Genomic DNA, 15,770 nt, shown 5'->3' on the forward strand with positions numbered 1-15,770 from the left:
AGTGTGGACACCGGATCTGTTTTTATAATCTAGTCCGGAGAGGAGGAAGCTGCGGTAGAAAAAATATGATATATCATGCTATGTAAAAGACAATGCTGCTCTTGCGCTTATGCGTAAGGGCTTTCGTTTTGTTCGCGGGGCGCCGCGCCTGCCGGATTCATGTTCACTGTCGAAATTTGCTGCTAAAACAGGGCTTCAAACCTCTGGTTTTGTCTCGATCTTAGTTACAAAGCTCCTATCCAATCGTGAAATATAATTTTATATTGTTAGTGAATATTTAATTTTATTTTACATTAATCTGACAAAATTTTACGAAGAGAGGGGAGATGGCTTTACACGCTACCGCTATACTTTGCTGTCGAGGCGTTCTATGAAGGACCCGAATTCTGTCAGATCGAATGGGAGGCAAGGATGGAATGATAAGAAAACGGACGAGGAGCCTATGGGCGTCGCTGCTGGCCGGCACGCTGGTTCTGACCCTGGCTCTGCCCGGCGGGCGGCCCGTACTGGCGGCGGAAGCCGGCGCACAGGCTGCGGCAGCCGGAAGCATCGTCGACGAGCGGCAGGTCCAGATCGGACCGGGCGCGGTCTATACCTGGAAGGACATGAAGCTGGACCGAGGGTTGGAGAAGCTGCACATGGTGGAGTTCGATCCGTCCAATCCGGCTCTGGTGCTTGAGCCCGGCATGACGGACGGCAAAGTATACGGCATGCAGCCGGTCAGCAAAATGGCTGCGGATATCGACAGAGCGGGGAATCGGGTGATCGCCGGGATCAACGGAGACTTTTATGATATGTCCTCCGGCGTCCCGCTCGGTTACTTCATGGGCAGCGGAAAAATACTGACGAGTCCGCCAAATGACTGGTACGCGTTTGGCATCAAGGAGGATGGCACGACGATGTACGGGCCGAGCCCGAAGCTTGCGCGGACGCTGGAGATCGGCGGACAGAAGACCGAGCTGACGTCCATCAACCGGACGCGTGGCAATAACGATCTCGTTTTGTACACGAACGACTTCTACGGCTCGACCATGACCAATGATTTAGGAGACGAAGTCGTTCTTGACGTCGTGAAGGGAGAGGTCAAAAGCGGGGAGACACTGGAGCTGAAGGTAGCCGACGTCCATAAAGACAAAGGCAGCACGCCGCTAGCCCCGGGGCAGGTCATCCTGTCGGCTTCCGGCAGCCAGCGCGCGGTGCTCGCCGGCCTTAAGGCAGGCGATACGGCATCGGTCACCTTCGGCCTTGAGCCGGCCTGGAGCGGCGTGACGATGGCCATCGGCGGCTCCGCGCTGCTCGTCAAGGACGGGGCGGCGCAGCCGAACAGCGACCCGGCGGCCCATCCGCGCACGGCGATCGGGACGAAAGCGGACGGCTCCGTCGTCATGCTGGAAATCGACGGGCGCCAGCCGGGCTTCAGCGAAGGCGTGACGCTGGCCGAGCTGGGGCAGATCATGGCGGAGATCGGCGTCGTGAACGCCATCAACCTGGATGGCGGCGGCTCGTCGACATTTATCGCCCGCATGCCGGGCGACACCAGCCGTACGCTGCTGAACTCCCCCTCGGACGGCGGGGAGCGCAAGACGGCCAACGGGCTCTTGCTTGTGAACAAGGCGGCGGAAGGGCCGGTGGACAAGCTGGTCGTGAAGCCGCAGCTGGCGAGGGTGCTGGCCGGCTCCACGGCGGCCTTTAAGGCGGCCGGCGTCGATGCCAACCTGCATCCGGCCGCGATGGACGGCACGCCGGAGTGGAGCGTCAACCCGGCGATCGGAACGATCGACGGCAACGGCGTCTTTACGGCGGGTTCCACGCCCGGACAGGCGGATATCGCCGTCACGTCCGGCGGCGCAAGCGGAGCCGGCAAAGTCGAGGTAGTCGATACGCTGACCGAGCTGAAGTTTGGCGATCAGCTGCGCAGCTTCCCGCCGGGCCAGTCGGAGACGCTGAAGGTGACGGCGCTCCGTGACGGCCAGATGGTGCAGGCCGACAACCGCCTGCTGACATGGCGCGTCGAGGGGCCGATCGGCTCGATCGACGCAGCCGGCGTCTTTACTGCGGCGGAAGGCAATGAGCTGAGCGGCAAAATTGTGGTGAGCTACAAGGGGGTGGAAGCTCAGATGGATGTGACCATCGGCCAGCCTCCGGTGGTGCTGGAGGATTTCGAAAACGGCCTGGACAAGTATCTGCCGTCGGCCGGCGCGCAGTTTAAGACGTCCAAGGTGAGCATCGAGACGAATGAAGATTTGGTCCGTTTCGGCAGCGGTTCGCTGAAGCTGGAGTATGATTTTACCGGCACACCGGGAACTTCGGGCGCCTACCTGCAGAGCAAGACGCAGGCGGAGGCCATTCAAATTCCGGGTTATCCGGAGAAGATCAGCATGTGGGTGTACGGGGACGGCAAAACCCACTGGCTGCGTGCACAGCTGCGCGACAGCAAGGGAACGATACCGCTCGATTTGACCGACCAGAATATCGGCATCGACTGGACCGGGTGGAAGTACCTGGAGGCAGATGTGCCCAAAGGCCGGATGCTTCCTCTGATCATGGACATGCCGGTGCGCTACATGGAAACTTCATCGGCCAAGAAGGATGCCGGGGCGATCTACGTCGATCAGATCCGAGCCTTGTACGGTCCGAATCAGGACGACATGGAGCCGCCGGTCCTGAAGGACTTCTCGCCGGCGGACGGGGAGACGATCCGCAGCAACCAGCCGGTGATCAAGGTGTACGGCGAAGACGCGGGATATGATCCGGCGCAGCATCCGGGCACGACGCTGATTGATCCGGACTCGATCCGGTTTGACCTGGACGGCCAGCGTGTGCAGCACACGCTGTATCCGCCGGAAGGCCGGATTTATTACACCCCGGCGACGCCGCTGGCGGACGGACTGCATCAGGCCAAGGTGTCGGTGACAGACCTGGCCGGCAACCGGACGACCAAGGCGTGGACCTTCAACGTGGACACGGGCGGCTCGAAGCTGACGTATGACACGCCGAAGGAATTGTACGGGGGCCGTACCTACACGGTGGATATCAAAGGGGTGAAGGCCTCCGGTTTGCAGGGAGGACAGCTTCGGCTTGCTTTTGACCTGAGCAAGGTGGAGAATCTCAAGTTTATTCCGGGCGGCAAGCTGGAGGAGACCCAGGCAAGCGCAGTTATCGGTGATGACGGCACGGCTGCGCTGACCTTCAGCCAGTTGGACCAAGCGGGGCTGACCGACAGCGATTTGATCGGACAAATCAGCTTTGACGTGAAAAAGGACGCCGCCGGAACGAATGAAATCCGGTTTGAGTCCGGTAACGTTACTTTTGCCGGCACAGGCAGCGTGGTGTACCCCTTCTTCGGGCTGCCGCTGAAGTCCGATATCAAGAGCGCCCTGTCGCTGTCCTGGAACGAGAACGGCAACATCCAGGGCTACGAAACGGTCTTTTCGGTCAAAGACGAGTCGGGGGAGCCGGTAGAAGGCGCGCAGATTACCGCGGACGGCAGCCTGGTCGGAACGACCGATGCACAGGGCGAGCTGAGCACCAAGCAGCTGACGGCTGAGGTTAAGACGTATCAGATGCAGGCGGTGAAGGGAGACCAGTACAGCCCGGTGGCGGAGTTTAAGGTGTCGCCGCTGTCCGGTACCGAAACGCCGTACAACATCAACGTCGGCATGGGCGAGGATCCGGCTGCATCCCGCGGTTTCATCTGGCATACGAGCCCGGCTGTGGAGCAGACTGTGGTAGAAGTGGTGAAAAAGGCGGATTTTACCGGGTTTGACGACCCCAGTGTGATAAAAACGGAAGGAACAAGCTATCTGTACCAGACACTCGATCTGGGAGCGGTCCGGGTGCACAAGGCGACAGTGAACGGCCTGGAGCCGGGCACCGAATACGTGTACCGAGTCGGTGACGGAAGCAGTCATTACAGCCCGCAGGGCACGTTCAAGACCGCTGAGGCAGACGGAGATCATACCAAGTTCCTGTATTTCGCCGACTCCCAGGCGGGAGATTTGGCAGGGTTCAAGCTGTGGGGCAGCACGGTGAAGAAGGCGGTGGAAGATTCGCCGGACGCTGAGTTTATGGTCCACGTCGGCGACATGGTCGACAAAGGCTTCAACGAGCAGGAATGGAAGTGGTGGTTCAGCGAAGCGCAGGAGGCGTTCTTGAACACGACGCTGGTCGGCGCGATCGGCAACCATGAGGTGATGGGAACGAAGGAAAACAACGATTTCCTGGCCCATTTCAACCAGCCGGGCAACGGTGTGCCAAGCCTGGCGGGAAGCAATTTTTCCTTTGATTACAAAAATATTCATTTTGCCGTCCTGAACAGCGAATACCAGTATGAGGAGCAGAAGGACTGGCTCGATCAGGACTTGTCCAAGACGGATAAAAAATGGAAGATCGCCATCTTCCACCGCGGCCCGTACGGCAGCATTTACGATACGGCCGACATCCGGCGGCTGTGGGCGCCGGTGCTCGAGCGGCATCGGGTTGATCTCGTCCTGAACGGGCATGATCATATTTATCTGCGGACCTTCCCGATGATGAACAACGAGATCGTCCCGGACGGGCAGGGGACGACCTATGTCGTGGCCGGCTCGACAGGACCGAAGTTTTACTCGCTGACCAAGCGGGACTGGCAGCGAATTACCGATGATGAAGCGACGCAAATGTACGCTTCGGTCGAGGTGGACGGCGACAGCCTGCGCTTTGTGACGAAGACGGTCGGCGGACGAACCGTCGACGAGTTTACGCTGTCGAAGCAGACAGAGGCTCCGGCTCCGGAGTCAGTCGAGATCGAGCAGCAGGACGTGAAGCTGGCCGTCGGCGAAACCCGGCAGCTGACCGCCAAGGTGAAGCCGGATGGAGCGGACCCCGGCGTCACGTGGTCCGTCTACAGCACCGAGCCGACCGGGGAGGGCGGCGAAGTGGTGACGGTATCGCCGGAAGGCCGGTTGACGGCGGCCGGCACGGGAACGGCCGTCATCCGGGCGGCAAGCACGGTGAACCCGGATCTGTTCGCGGAGACGATCGTCACCGTGAATCCGGCGCCGGAAGGCCAGCCCGAATCGTTGTCGCTGACGGGCAAAGAGATGCTGAAGGAAGGGGAGACCGATCAGACGGTAACGGAAGCGGTCTACGCGGACGGCACGCGCATTCAGGTGCTGGAAGGTGTAACCTTCAGCAGCAGCCATGAGGACGTCGCTTCGGTGAGCGAACAGGGCGTAGTGACTGCGCTGGCCGAAGGGAAGACGGTGATATCAGCCGTTTACGGCTCGTTGTCGGCCGAGTATGAACTTACCGTTCAAGCTCTGGAGCAGCCGGGAGGGGGAGATGGTGAGAACCCTGGCGGAGGCGACCCGGGCAACGGCGGAGGAAATAACGGCGGGAATTCAGGCAATAGTGGAGGGAACTCCTCTGCACCGGTGCAGCCGCCGGTGACTCCGCCCGCCCAGCCGGATCCGAAGCCGGGCCAAGGCGGCAAATGGAAGCTGAACGCCGCGCAGCTGACGTCGATTCTGGCGAAAGGCGGAGCCGTATTGGACACAGATCAGCCGTTCAATGAGCTGATTCTGCCGGGCAGCGCCGCCTCGCTGCTCCAGGGACAGCCGCTGACGGTGAACGCGGCTGACCTGAAGCTGACGGTGCCCGCAGGCATCCTGCAGGCGGTCAGCGGCCAGGTGCCCGCCGATCAGCTCGAAGGCAGCACGATTCGGCTGGCGGCATCCCGCGCCTCGGAGACAGAGGCCGCAGAGCGGGTGACGAAGGCCGGGCAGGCGGAAGGCGCGGTGCTCCGCACAGGAAGCAGCCTCTTTACCCTCAACCTGAGCCTCATATCGAAGGAGGGCCAGGTTCACCCGATCACGGCGCTGCAGCAGCCGATAACGCTGGAGCTCCCCGTCGCTTCGGGGCTGGATGCCAAGCTGTCCGGGCTGTACGGCCTGAACAGCCAAGGGGTGCTCACGTATATCGGCGGAACGGCCGCAGACGGCAAGCTGAAAGCCGAAGTGAGCTCGCTGGATGCCGCTTACGCCGTTCTGGAGTACACCAAAAGCTTCGCCGATACGAGCGGGCACTGGGCTTCCGGCGTGATCCGGGAGCTGGCGGCGAAGCATCTCATCGACGGCGTCGGCGGCGGTAGCTTCGCGCCGGATCAGCCGGTGACCCGCGCCGAAATGGCGGCGATGCTGGTCCGCCTGCTGCACCTGAAGGGCGACGGCAGCGCGCCCTTCAGCGACGTGCCTTCCGCGGCATGGTACGCGGAAGCCGTATCCGCCGCCGCCAAGGCGGGCATCGTCCAAGGCGTCAGCGGCGCAAGCTTCGCGCCGGACGCCTTGATCAAGCGCCAGGAAGCGGCGGCCATGATCGTCCGCGCCTACCGGGCCGCGGGCGGAACCGCCGCAGCCGGCGGGGAAACGGCGCCGTTTACGGACGTCGCCGGTTCGCCGGCCTGGGCGCAGGAAGCCGTCCGGGCTGCGTACGCCGCCGGACTGATTCAAGGGCAGGGGCCTAGCCGGTTTCATCCAGACGGCCAGGCCACCCGGGCCGAAACGGCCCAGATCTTGTATAACATCCTGGCCAAGCTGGGGCAGGCAGGGAAATAAACGAAGGTAACGATCGGTAATTTACGATCCACTCAGTTACTGATCCAGCAATAAGAAGACCGGCAGGAACAGCTTGTGAGCTGACCCTGCCGGTCTCTTTTGCCATCATCCGTATGATTTGCTGGCGGAACACTTTCATTGCGCATTCATTCCCTGGATCCGTGCTCAGTTCCGTGAAGCTTATTGCCATTTTAGTCCATATACATCATTTTTAAGGAAGCGGAGAAAGATTCCGCTTCTTTTTTGGTGTCCAGATGTGGTATCGTTATGTATTACGACGTAAAAGAACGGCTTGTGGTGACTTGGATGAAAAGTACACAGGTTTCGTGATTAAAGAATACAGGTTTAAAGTAAAAGGAGCATATATGAACTTTAAAGATTTGAAGCTTGACCCGAATATTTTAAAAGCGCTGGCCAAACAGAACTATACCGAGCCGACGCCGATTCAGGCACAATCCATTCCTGCCGTGCTGGCCGGACGGGATCTCTTGGGCTGCGCCCAGACGGGAACCGGCAAGACCGCTGCATTTTCCCTGCCCATCATACAGCTGTTGAGCCGGGAGCCCCGCAAACCGGGGGCGGGCCGCAGGGTCCGCGCGCTTATTTTGACGCCGACGAGAGAGCTGGCCATTCAGATTATGGATAACGTGAAGGCGTACAGCCAGTATACCGATTTGCGTGCGGTGGTCATTGTCGGCGGTGTTCCGCAAAAGCCGCAGGAACGGGCGCTGCAGCAGGGCGCGGATATCGTGATCGCCACCCCGGGCCGGCTCATCGATCTGATCCATCAGAAGCACATCGATCTGCAGCATATTCAAATGCTCGTGCTGGATGAAGCCGACCGGATGCTGGACATGGGCTTTATCCATGATGTGAAGCGGATTATCGCCGTCATGCCGAAGCGGAAGCAGACGCTGTTCTTTTCGGCAACGATGCCTCCGGAAATTAGCGGCCTGATCCAAACGCTGCTCGTCAACCCGGTAAAAGTGGAAGTGACGCCGATCTCCTCAACCGCCGAACGAATCGAGCAGTCGGTTTATTTGCTGGCGGCAGGAAGCAAGCTGCAGATGCTCAACCAGCTGCTGCAGGATCCGTCGATCGAGTCGGCCCTGGTGTTTACCCGCACCAAACGGGGAGCCGACCGGGTGGCGCGTGCGCTGAAGAAGGCGAACATTACGGCGGAGGCGATCCATGGCGACAAATCGCAAAACAGCCGGCAGAACGCCCTGAACCATTTCAAAAACGGGACGACGCGCATTTTGGTGGCGACCGACATTGCCGCCAGGGGGATCGATATTGACGAGCTTCCGTATGTCATTAACTTCAATCTGCCGAATATCCCGGAGACGTACGTTCACCGTATCGGCCGCACGGGCCGGGCGGGGATGAGCGGGTCAGCAATCTCTTTCTGCGAAGCGGACGAGCTGCCGTACCTGAAGGACATCGAAAAGCTGATCGGCAAGGCCATTCCTGAAGTGAAGGGGCATGACTATCCGATGGAGCCCCAAGCGGCAGCGGCAAATCGCCCATTGGGGAATTCCGCGGCAAACCGGCCGGGTAAGACGCAAGCTGGCCATTCCCGCAAGCCGCAGGCTGGAGATGCCCGTAAAGGGCGGACGGACGATGGGCAGCAGCGGGGCAAACCGAAGCAGGATCGTGCCCCAAAGGCGGCGGTGAGCGGTGCCCGCAAACCTGATCGGAACGCGAACAGCAGCTTGAAGCGTGATGCGGGAGGCCATTCGAAGGGAAATGCGAACGACAAGTCCAAGGGGCATGGAAATGGAAATTCCAACGGACGCACGAACCGCAGACCGAAACCAAGTGGGGCGGACCCTAGAAATAAGGTAAGTTCGTCTCATTAATATGGAGTTTAGACGTTTTACGCGTTGACCACAGATGATCTGTGATCAATGACCCACAGGAAGGACACTTTGCCCGTGACCCTCCTGTGGGTCATTTTGTATTTTCCATAAAAGAAGGAGTCTGAGGGAGGGGTTCAGTGGACGGGGCGCTACAGCTGCTATTAATAGTGGATGATTGGAGGATAACAGCAGTGTGGCTTTAAGTTTGATCTATCATGGCTGCTCCTGTAAATGAGCGTAATACTGCTGCTCGGTGCCGACATAAAACGCATTGATCGTTTTTTCTTCTTTCGTACCGTCCGGACGCGGGATCGTATCCGTGCCCATGTGCTGGCCTTGAATCATTCCCATCCCCACTTCAGTCCGTTGACCTTGATCATCTGCATAAAAAAATGTCATCCCGCCGGCTGTCGGTGCGCTCGACGTCTTCAAAACTCCGTTTTTCGGAATGCGGTTTACAATGGCGTCTCCCTCTTTCGGGAGCTCGGGATAACCCTTTTGATTGTAAATGACCGCTACCCATCCTGTGTACCCGGCCGGCAGTACATAAGTATGATTTTCCTGCCCATTCAGACCTCTTGACCCAATCACAATGGCAGCAACCACAATGACGGCAAACACGACAATGAATACCTTATATGCTCTAATCAGACCTTTCAAATCTTCACCGCCTTTGATTCGTTCATTAAAGTTCTTACATTATATTACAACAGCTTTCCATAATGATCGACGGAAAAACCGAATAATACTTTCATCAAAAAGAGGATGCCAAGGATCAACCTCCCATATCTCGTGCTGACCAAATCATGCAGTTCATCTATCGATTTCCTCTTAAAATTTCTCTAAAAACACTATAATGATGCTAAGAGAACATTTTGGAGGATACCCGGCTATCTTTTCCTGAGAGGACGAAGAACATGATGCTGCTGGAAGCGGCGAATTTGAAAGCCGGAGGAAATAAGACCAGTTTAGCGGATATCGAAAGGGTGAAGGGACGATGATGAACCAAGAGGATTTGCTTGCCCGCCAAAAGCAGCTGCAGGTTGAGGCGGGTTCGGTTGCTGAAGAAATGAACTTGATGCCATTGTTGGCAGCAGCCGGTAAGCCCGTAATCGTAGGGAGCGCTGCGCTAGGTTTAATGGCTTGGAGAGACTTGGATGTGACGGTGGTCTGCTCCAAACTGGATATGGCTGCGGTCTCTGGAATTGCTTTGCAGCTGATGTCCAATCCGGGAGTACGGGAGATGAAATTTATTAACGATACGGGCCAATGGAACACCGATCCGGCTTACCCAGACGGTTATTTTCTTGGATTGACCTACGGGTCCGCAAACGGCCACCGGTGGGAGCTGGATATCTGGTTTGTAGACGAGCCTGACAAACAGCCCGATTTGCTGCATATTCAAACGATGCCCGCACGCCTTACCCCTGCCAAGACAGCTGCTATTTTAAGCATCAAAACCGAATGGGCAAAGCGGGCCGAATATGGAAATCAAGTGAAAAGCTTCGATATTTATTCGGCCGTATTGGATGATGATGTGAGTACACCCGCTGAATTCCAGCAATGGCTGCAGAGCCGCAGCGATGATCTTCATTAGAAAACTGAGAGCTCATGCACACATTGGATCCGTTGGGAATCGGCAGTTAGCGTGCAACAGCCCGGTGTGTTCCACAGGTCAGCCTGCAAGGACGGCTTTCAGGCGGACGGCATGGATCCGTCGTTTGGGCCGACTTAGCGGCAAAGTTGTAGGAGCGCTGTATATCGGACTAGGTTTAAAGGTCGCATTCCAAAGGCGGTAACGAACCTATCGCCCGTTAGCTGCATATACTATAGATGGGGGATATGGCGGCAGGTGGCTTCTCATCCATGTAATCGGTCGTTTGCGAAATGGTCGTTGGCGGATTTGACATTCCCAACTGTGTTTAGTATCATTACAGTATATTCATTTTGTGATTTTTCTGGTTACAGTTTGTATATACTTAAAGATGGGCGGTGGAATGATGAGATTCGAAGTTAGCGATTGGGTCCAAGGGAAGACGGTAGACGGTGAGTTTATTCACGGATACATTGAGACGGTGGACGCTCAGAAAGGCATCGCGAGAGTACGCGTCGTTCAGTCCGACAACGAGGAAGCGGTTGGACGCGTGATCGGTGTACGTGAATCCTGGCTGAGATCGCTGCCGGTCAACCCGCTTGCCGATAAGAACAACGTCGAAAGCCTGATTGACATAGCACTGGCCACCTATGACGAAGCCTGGTTTAACGAATTGACAGACCGCCTGAACGGTACCAAGCGCAAGAACAGCAAGAATGGCGATGGGATCCGGTTGAACGGCCGGCCCAATAACCGTCTCGGTCTGTTCGAGAAAAAGTAAACGGCAGGCCTCGGCAGAGGCACCTCATACCATACAACAGCATGATAAATGCGCAGCTTCCGTTTTTCCGTCACAAGGAGTGTAAGCGCAAAAAACGGCAGGGATTCAGCTTACAGCTGACCTGCCGTTTTCCATTTATTATTAGCCATTACCCCATTTCTGCTTGGCCAAAAAATGGGAGATTCCCTCTGAGATTTCGCCGGGTGCTTCTAAGGGAGAAAGGTGGCCGGTCTGGGGAATGACGCGTAGCTCTGCATGAGGTATGCGCGGCAGCAGTTCGCTTTTTAGTGTTTCCAACCGGTCTACCGGATCAGATTCCCCGGCGAGCACAAGGGTAGGAACACGGATGTTGTTCACTTCTGCGGATATATCCTCAAGCATTGCGGCTTCAGGCCATGCCGCACGGGCTAAAGGTGCGCTCCTTTGCATATCCTCAAGCACCATTTCTCGGATATGCTCTTCAAGGGGAAGCAGGGCGATATTGCCCAAAGCGATTTCTGCTCCTTCACGCGAATCATAAAAATGAACCATGGCATTTCTCATGTCTTGCGGCATATCTTGAGGTGTCGGGGGAGATGGTGCAACTAAGACCAAAGCTTCTAAACCGGCCGGATGACGTGAAGCCAACAATTGCGCCGTTTTAGCGCCCATGGAATGACCAACGAGCACATAACGCTTCAAACCAAGCTCTTGAATAAGCGCATGTGCGTCATCGGCAAGATCCTGAATGGTATAAGATACAGCTGACTTATCTGAGTCTCCCCATCCGCGGTGGTCATAGGTTATACAAAGGTAATCCTCCTTGAGAACGTCAACCACTTTCGTCCACGTTCGTGCTGACCCGCCGTAAAAGTGCAAAAACACAAGAGCCGTGTCTCCTTGGCCCTGCTCTTCCACATGAAGTTCGACGCCGTTAACATGATAATGCATATGATCCACTCCCAATAATAGTATCAGTAACAGTTACTGTTACATATTATAAACTAGCGATCTAGAAGTCAAGATATTATTTTAAGTTTGATTTGCTTTTTAAAAATCAATACACTAAACATAAGCTTTAATCGGAAAGAAGGACTTCGCAAAAATGGGAAATCGAAGCCAACAGTTCTCTGTAGCGGTTCATATTTTATGCTTTCTTGAATTTAATAAAAATGGCCGGACGACGTCCGAATTGCTTGCGATGAGCGTGAACGCCAATCCGGCGGTGATTAGAAGAATCATGAGAAAGCTTACGAAAGCCGGTCTTATTACATCGACTCTTGGAACGAATGCCGCGATAAGTCTGGCCAAAAAGGCGGATCAAATCACGCTGCTGGATGTATACCGTGCTACGATGGAAGATAACCAGGAGATTTTTATGATTCATCGAGATACTAACCCGACTTGTCCGGTAGGAAGTAAAATGCCGTATTTATTAGACGGAGTTTACACGAAGGTCCAAACGACGATGGAGAACGAATTGTCGGGCATTACGATTGATTCGATGGTGAAGAGCGGAATCGTAGAAATTGAAAGTTAACATGAAAAAGGCCGGATTTCCTTACTTAAGGAATCCGGTCTTTGTTTTATATTGAGCACCATGGGCGGCATGCTATAGAAAACTCTATTGTTATCCTTTCAAACCGGTGGTGCTGATGCCTTCGACGATGTATTTTTGGAAGATGAAAAATACGATCACGACCGGCAGAAGCGACAGTGTGGCCATAGCGAACATGCCGCCCCAGTTGTTCAGCGATTCGCCGTCGAGGAACAGCTTCAGCGCAAGGGAGACCGGGAATTTATCCGGGCTGTTCAAATAGATGAGCGGGTTGATGAAGTCGTCCCATCTCCAGTAAAAAGAGAAGATCGCGCTGGTGATCAAGGCCGGTCCGATGAGCGGCAGCACCACCCGATAGAACACGCCGTATTTGCTGCAGCCGTCGATTTTCGCGGCTTCGTCCAGTTCGCCTGGAATGGTGCGGATAAACTGCATGATCAGAAAGATGAAAAACGGCGTGCCGAAGAAATGCGGGACGATCAGCGGCTTGAAGGACGAGAGCCAACCGAACTTGGCGAACATGACGTATTGCGGCACAAGGACGACGTCCTGCGGCAGCATCATCGTGGTCATCATGGCGGCGAACCAGAACTTCTGGCCGAAAAATTTTGTGCGCGCCAGGCCGAAGGCTACGAGGGCCGAAGAGGCGACGGCGCCGACTGTCGACAGAATGACGATGATGAACGAATTTTTGAAGAAGGTCGCAAACGTCGTCCCGCCGAATCCCTTGAAGCCCGAGACGTAGTTGGCGAATTCCAGCCGGCTTGGAATGAGGCTGTAGGCGGTCGAGAAAATTTGGTCATTCGGCTTCAGGGAACTGGCTGCCAGCCATAGAATCGGATAGATCATGAACAGGGCGAAGATGCCGACCAGCACATGGTACAAAACGCGCTTGGGTGTGGACATGGTCATGGCCGTTAGTCTCCCTTCGTCTCGTAGTGAACCCAGCGGGTCGAGGATTTGAAGATGAGCAGGGTCAGGAACCCGACGATGAGCAGCATTACCCAGGCGAGTGCCGAAGCGTAGCCCATCTCAAAATGCGAGAACGCCTTGCGGTACAGGTACAGCGAATAGAGCAGCGTCTGGTCGAGCGGACCGCCTTCTCCGCGGGAAATAATGTAGGCCGGCGTAAACGTCATAAATGCCGAGATCGTCTGCAGCGTCAGGTTGAACAGGATGATCGGGCTCAGCATCGGCAGCGTGATGTTGAAGAACCGCCGGACGGCATTGGCGCCGTCCACGCCCGCTGCCTCATAGTAGTCTTTCGGTATATTTTTCAGCCCCGCCAGGAAAATGATCATCGACGAGCCGAACTGCCACGTGGACAGGGCGATCAAGGTCCACAGCGCGGTGCTCGGATTGCCGATCCACGAGGTCGAGGTGTGGATGCCGATCAGGTTCAGGAAGGAATTCACCAGCCCCTGATCCCCGAAGATCTGCTGCCACATGATCGACACCGCGACGCTGCCGCCGATCAGGGACGGCAGGTAGAAGGCCGAACGGTACAGGCCCACGGCTTTCGTCGCTACGTTCAGGATCATGGCGACGAACAGGGCAAAGATCAGACGGAGCGGCACGCTGGCCAGCACATACGTAAAGGTGACCTGAAACGATTTGCCGATTTTGTCGTCTTCCATGAACATCCGCTTGTAGTTGTCCAGGCCGAGCCAGTTCGGCGCCTCCATCAGGTTGTAGTCGGTGAAGGAATAATACAGCGAAGACAGCACCGGATACAGCGTAAAGATCAGAAAGCCCAGCACGAACGGAGACGTGAATACGTAACCGGTGAGGTGCTCGTTATCCCGCAGCCTTTTCATTATCGTCAACCCCTAAGCTTACAAAATTGGATACGTACGGTATTGTGAGCGAAAGTAGCCAGCCGGTGAAGAAACCGCGGCTTTTCCTCTGAAACTGGAGAGTTTATAGGGCACGTTCTCTCACCTAAGCCACAAGGAAAGGAGCCGAACCCGACCGGGGCCCGGCTCCTTCAGGCAGTATGAGGATTCCCCTAAGGTTATTTCTGGCTGCGGGCCAGGATGGCATTGGCCTCTTTGCGGAATTCTGCAGCCGCCTGGTCGATCGGAATTTTCTTGAACAGAATCTTTTCGCTCAAATCCCGCAGAAGCTTCTCGACTTCGACCGATCCGATCGGGTTCGGCGGGTCAGCGGGGCTGCTGTTCGACTCGGCCCAGGTAACATAATCAAAGATTTTCGCTTCGTTCTCGGTCAGGATCGGCTTCAGTGCATCCTTCACTTTGGAGGATACCGGCACCCCGCGTTCGCCTTTGATCAGCTTGTTCGCTTCGATATCGTTGATGAAGAAGCTGATGAACTTGGCCGCTTCCTCCTTCTGCTTGGACGATTCCGCAATGGAGAAGTACATAGAAGGCTTCAGGAACAGCCCTTCCTTCGTGCCTGGACCCGGCATCGGATTCAGCTCAAGCGGACGGTCCTTGACCAGATTCGCCACCGCAAGGAACTGGTTGGACCAGCCGATGCCGGAGATGGAGTGGCCGAGAACGATTTCGTCCTCTTCGGCGACGCCCTTCTTCTGCGCTTCTTTGTCGAGGGAGAGGATGTAGCCCTTGTCATACCATTGCTGATATCGCGTGAAATAATCGATAAAAGCCTGGTCGTCGGCATAGCCGATCGTTTTGCCGTCGTCGCTGTACATTTTCTGGCCGATCGTTCTTAGGTAATACGGGAAGAACACCTCATGATGATAGGCGAATCCGCCGATCTGGAAGCCTTTGGCCTTGGCTTGCTCCCCAAGCTTGCCCATATCGTCCCAGGTCCAGTCTTTGGACGGGATGTCGATGCCGTTCTTCTTCATCGTCTCGACATCAAAGGTCGTCTGCAGAGCGTTGACTCCGAGGTTCATGGCGACGAGCTTGCCGTCGACCTCGCCGCCCTTCAGGGCGTTCTCGCTGACGTCGGCGACATTCAGCGCACCGCTGTCGGTAAACGGCTTCAGATCGGCCAGCTGGTTGCGGCTGGCATACTGGCTCAAATACGAAATGTCCATCTGGATGATGTCCGGCAGCCCGCCGGCGACGGCTTGCGGCGCGAGCTTCTTCCAATAGTCGTCGAACGGGGCGTATTCGGGCTCGATCGTAACGTTTGGATGCTGCTTCTCGTACATTTCGATCACTTTCAGGGTGTAATCATGTCTGGATTGGCCGCCCCACCAGGCGATGCGAAGCTTGACCGGATCTTTGCTCTCGCCGGCCGATGTAGTCGTCGCAGGCGCGGCGTCGCCTCCGCTGGCCGATTTGTCGCTGCTGCCCCCTGCGGAACAGCCGATCAGGCCGGTGATCAAGGAAAAAAGAAGAACGGCGCTTAACGCTTTTCTCATGTCATTTCCTCCCCCATAGGATTAACGGTAGATTGATGTGCTTTATCT

Annotated in this window: 10 protein-coding genes; 5 read left to right on the top strand and 5 right to left on the bottom strand. The window is 56.1% G+C overall.

Features of this window, described 5'->3' with window-relative positions:
* The first annotated feature begins 416 nt into the window (after positions 1-416).
* Positions 417-6,593: an S-layer homology domain-containing protein gene (locus tag K2F33_RS12395; RefSeq protein WP_263881847.1), complete on the top strand. Its 6,177-nt coding sequence runs from the start codon at positions 417-419 to the stop codon at positions 6,591-6,593.
* 365 nt (positions 6,594-6,958) lie between these two features.
* Entirely contained in the window at positions 6,959-8,455 is a 1,497-nt protein-coding gene (locus tag K2F33_RS12400; protein ID WP_263881848.1) for a DEAD/DEAH box helicase, read from the top strand.
* Positions 8,456-8,668: 213 nt separating this feature from the next.
* Here the strand turns inward: K2F33_RS12400 and K2F33_RS12405 are convergent, their stop codons facing one another.
* On the bottom strand, positions 8,669-9,115 hold the full coding sequence (locus K2F33_RS12405) for a DUF6843 domain-containing protein (RefSeq protein ID WP_263881849.1): 447 nt from the start codon (positions 9,113-9,115) through the stop codon (positions 8,669-8,671).
* A 337-nt stretch (positions 9,116-9,452) separates the two neighbouring features.
* Between K2F33_RS12405 and K2F33_RS12410 the strand changes: the two genes are divergently transcribed.
* Positions 9,453-10,052, top strand: a complete 600-nt coding sequence (locus tag K2F33_RS12410) for a hypothetical protein (RefSeq protein WP_084204088.1) — start codon at positions 9,453-9,455, stop codon at positions 10,050-10,052.
* A gap of 400 nt (positions 10,053-10,452) precedes the next feature.
* Entirely contained in the window at positions 10,453-10,830 is a 378-nt protein-coding gene (locus K2F33_RS12415) for a hypothetical protein (protein ID WP_084204087.1), read from the top strand.
* A 141-nt stretch (positions 10,831-10,971) separates the two neighbouring features.
* Here the strand turns inward: K2F33_RS12415 and K2F33_RS12420 are convergent, their stop codons facing one another.
* Positions 10,972-11,760, bottom strand: a complete 789-nt coding sequence (locus K2F33_RS12420; RefSeq protein WP_263881850.1) for an alpha/beta fold hydrolase — start codon at positions 11,758-11,760, stop codon at positions 10,972-10,974.
* 154 nt (positions 11,761-11,914) lie between these two features.
* Between K2F33_RS12420 and K2F33_RS12425 the strand changes: the two genes are divergently transcribed.
* Positions 11,915-12,349 (top strand): Rrf2 family transcriptional regulator, encoded by a 435-nt coding sequence (locus tag K2F33_RS12425; RefSeq protein ID WP_076173802.1) that lies wholly within the window; start codon positions 11,915-11,917, stop codon positions 12,347-12,349.
* A gap of 90 nt (positions 12,350-12,439) precedes the next feature.
* Here the strand turns inward: K2F33_RS12425 and K2F33_RS12430 are convergent, their stop codons facing one another.
* The 3 genes from K2F33_RS12430 to K2F33_RS12440 all read right to left on the bottom strand — a co-directional run bounded on the left by K2F33_RS12430 (position 12,440) and on the right by K2F33_RS12440 (position 15,722).
* On the bottom strand, positions 12,440-13,279 hold the full coding sequence (locus tag K2F33_RS12430) for a carbohydrate ABC transporter permease (protein WP_373309615.1): 840 nt from the start codon (positions 13,277-13,279) through the stop codon (positions 12,440-12,442).
* A 5-nt stretch (positions 13,280-13,284) separates the two neighbouring features.
* Positions 13,285-14,184 (bottom strand): carbohydrate ABC transporter permease, encoded by a 900-nt coding sequence (locus K2F33_RS12435; RefSeq protein WP_076173801.1) that lies wholly within the window; start codon positions 14,182-14,184, stop codon positions 13,285-13,287.
* Between the two features lie 197 nt (positions 14,185-14,381).
* On the bottom strand, positions 14,382-15,722 hold the full coding sequence (locus tag K2F33_RS12440) for an ABC transporter substrate-binding protein (RefSeq protein WP_263881851.1): 1,341 nt from the start codon (positions 15,720-15,722) through the stop codon (positions 14,382-14,384).
* Between the last annotated feature and the right edge of the window lie 48 nt (positions 15,723-15,770).

The sequence above is a fragment of the Paenibacillus sp. PSB04 genome (genome assembly GCF_025809195.1).
In the GTDB taxonomy this organism is placed as follows: Bacteria; Bacillota; Bacilli; order Paenibacillales; family Paenibacillaceae; genus Paenibacillus_AQ; species Paenibacillus_AQ favisporus.

Coding starts and splice junctions, on each gene's coding strand:
- K2F33_RS12425 (WP_076173802.1), top strand. CDS start 11,915: ATGGGAAATCGAAGCCAACAGTTCTCTGTAGCGGTTCATATTTTATGC.
- K2F33_RS12435 (WP_076173801.1), bottom strand. CDS start 14,184: ATGAAAAGGCTGCGGGATAACGAGCACCTCACCGGTTACGTATTCACG.
- K2F33_RS12400 (WP_263881848.1), top strand. CDS start 6,959: ATGAACTTTAAAGATTTGAAGCTTGACCCGAATATTTTAAAAGCGCTG.
- K2F33_RS12410 (WP_084204088.1), top strand. CDS start 9,453: ATGATGAACCAAGAGGATTTGCTTGCCCGCCAAAAGCAGCTGCAGGTT.
- K2F33_RS12430 (WP_373309615.1), bottom strand. CDS start 13,279: ATGACCATGTCCACACCCAAGCGCGTTTTGTACCATGTGCTGGTCGGC.
- K2F33_RS12415 (WP_084204087.1), top strand. CDS start 10,453: ATGATGAGATTCGAAGTTAGCGATTGGGTCCAAGGGAAGACGGTAGAC.
- K2F33_RS12420 (WP_263881850.1), bottom strand. CDS start 11,760: ATGCATTATCATGTTAACGGCGTCGAACTTCATGTGGAAGAGCAGGGC.
- K2F33_RS12440 (WP_263881851.1), bottom strand. CDS start 15,722: ATGAGAAAAGCGTTAAGCGCCGTTCTTCTTTTTTCCTTGATCACCGGC.
- K2F33_RS12395 (WP_263881847.1), top strand. CDS start 417: ATGATAAGAAAACGGACGAGGAGCCTATGGGCGTCGCTGCTGGCCGGC.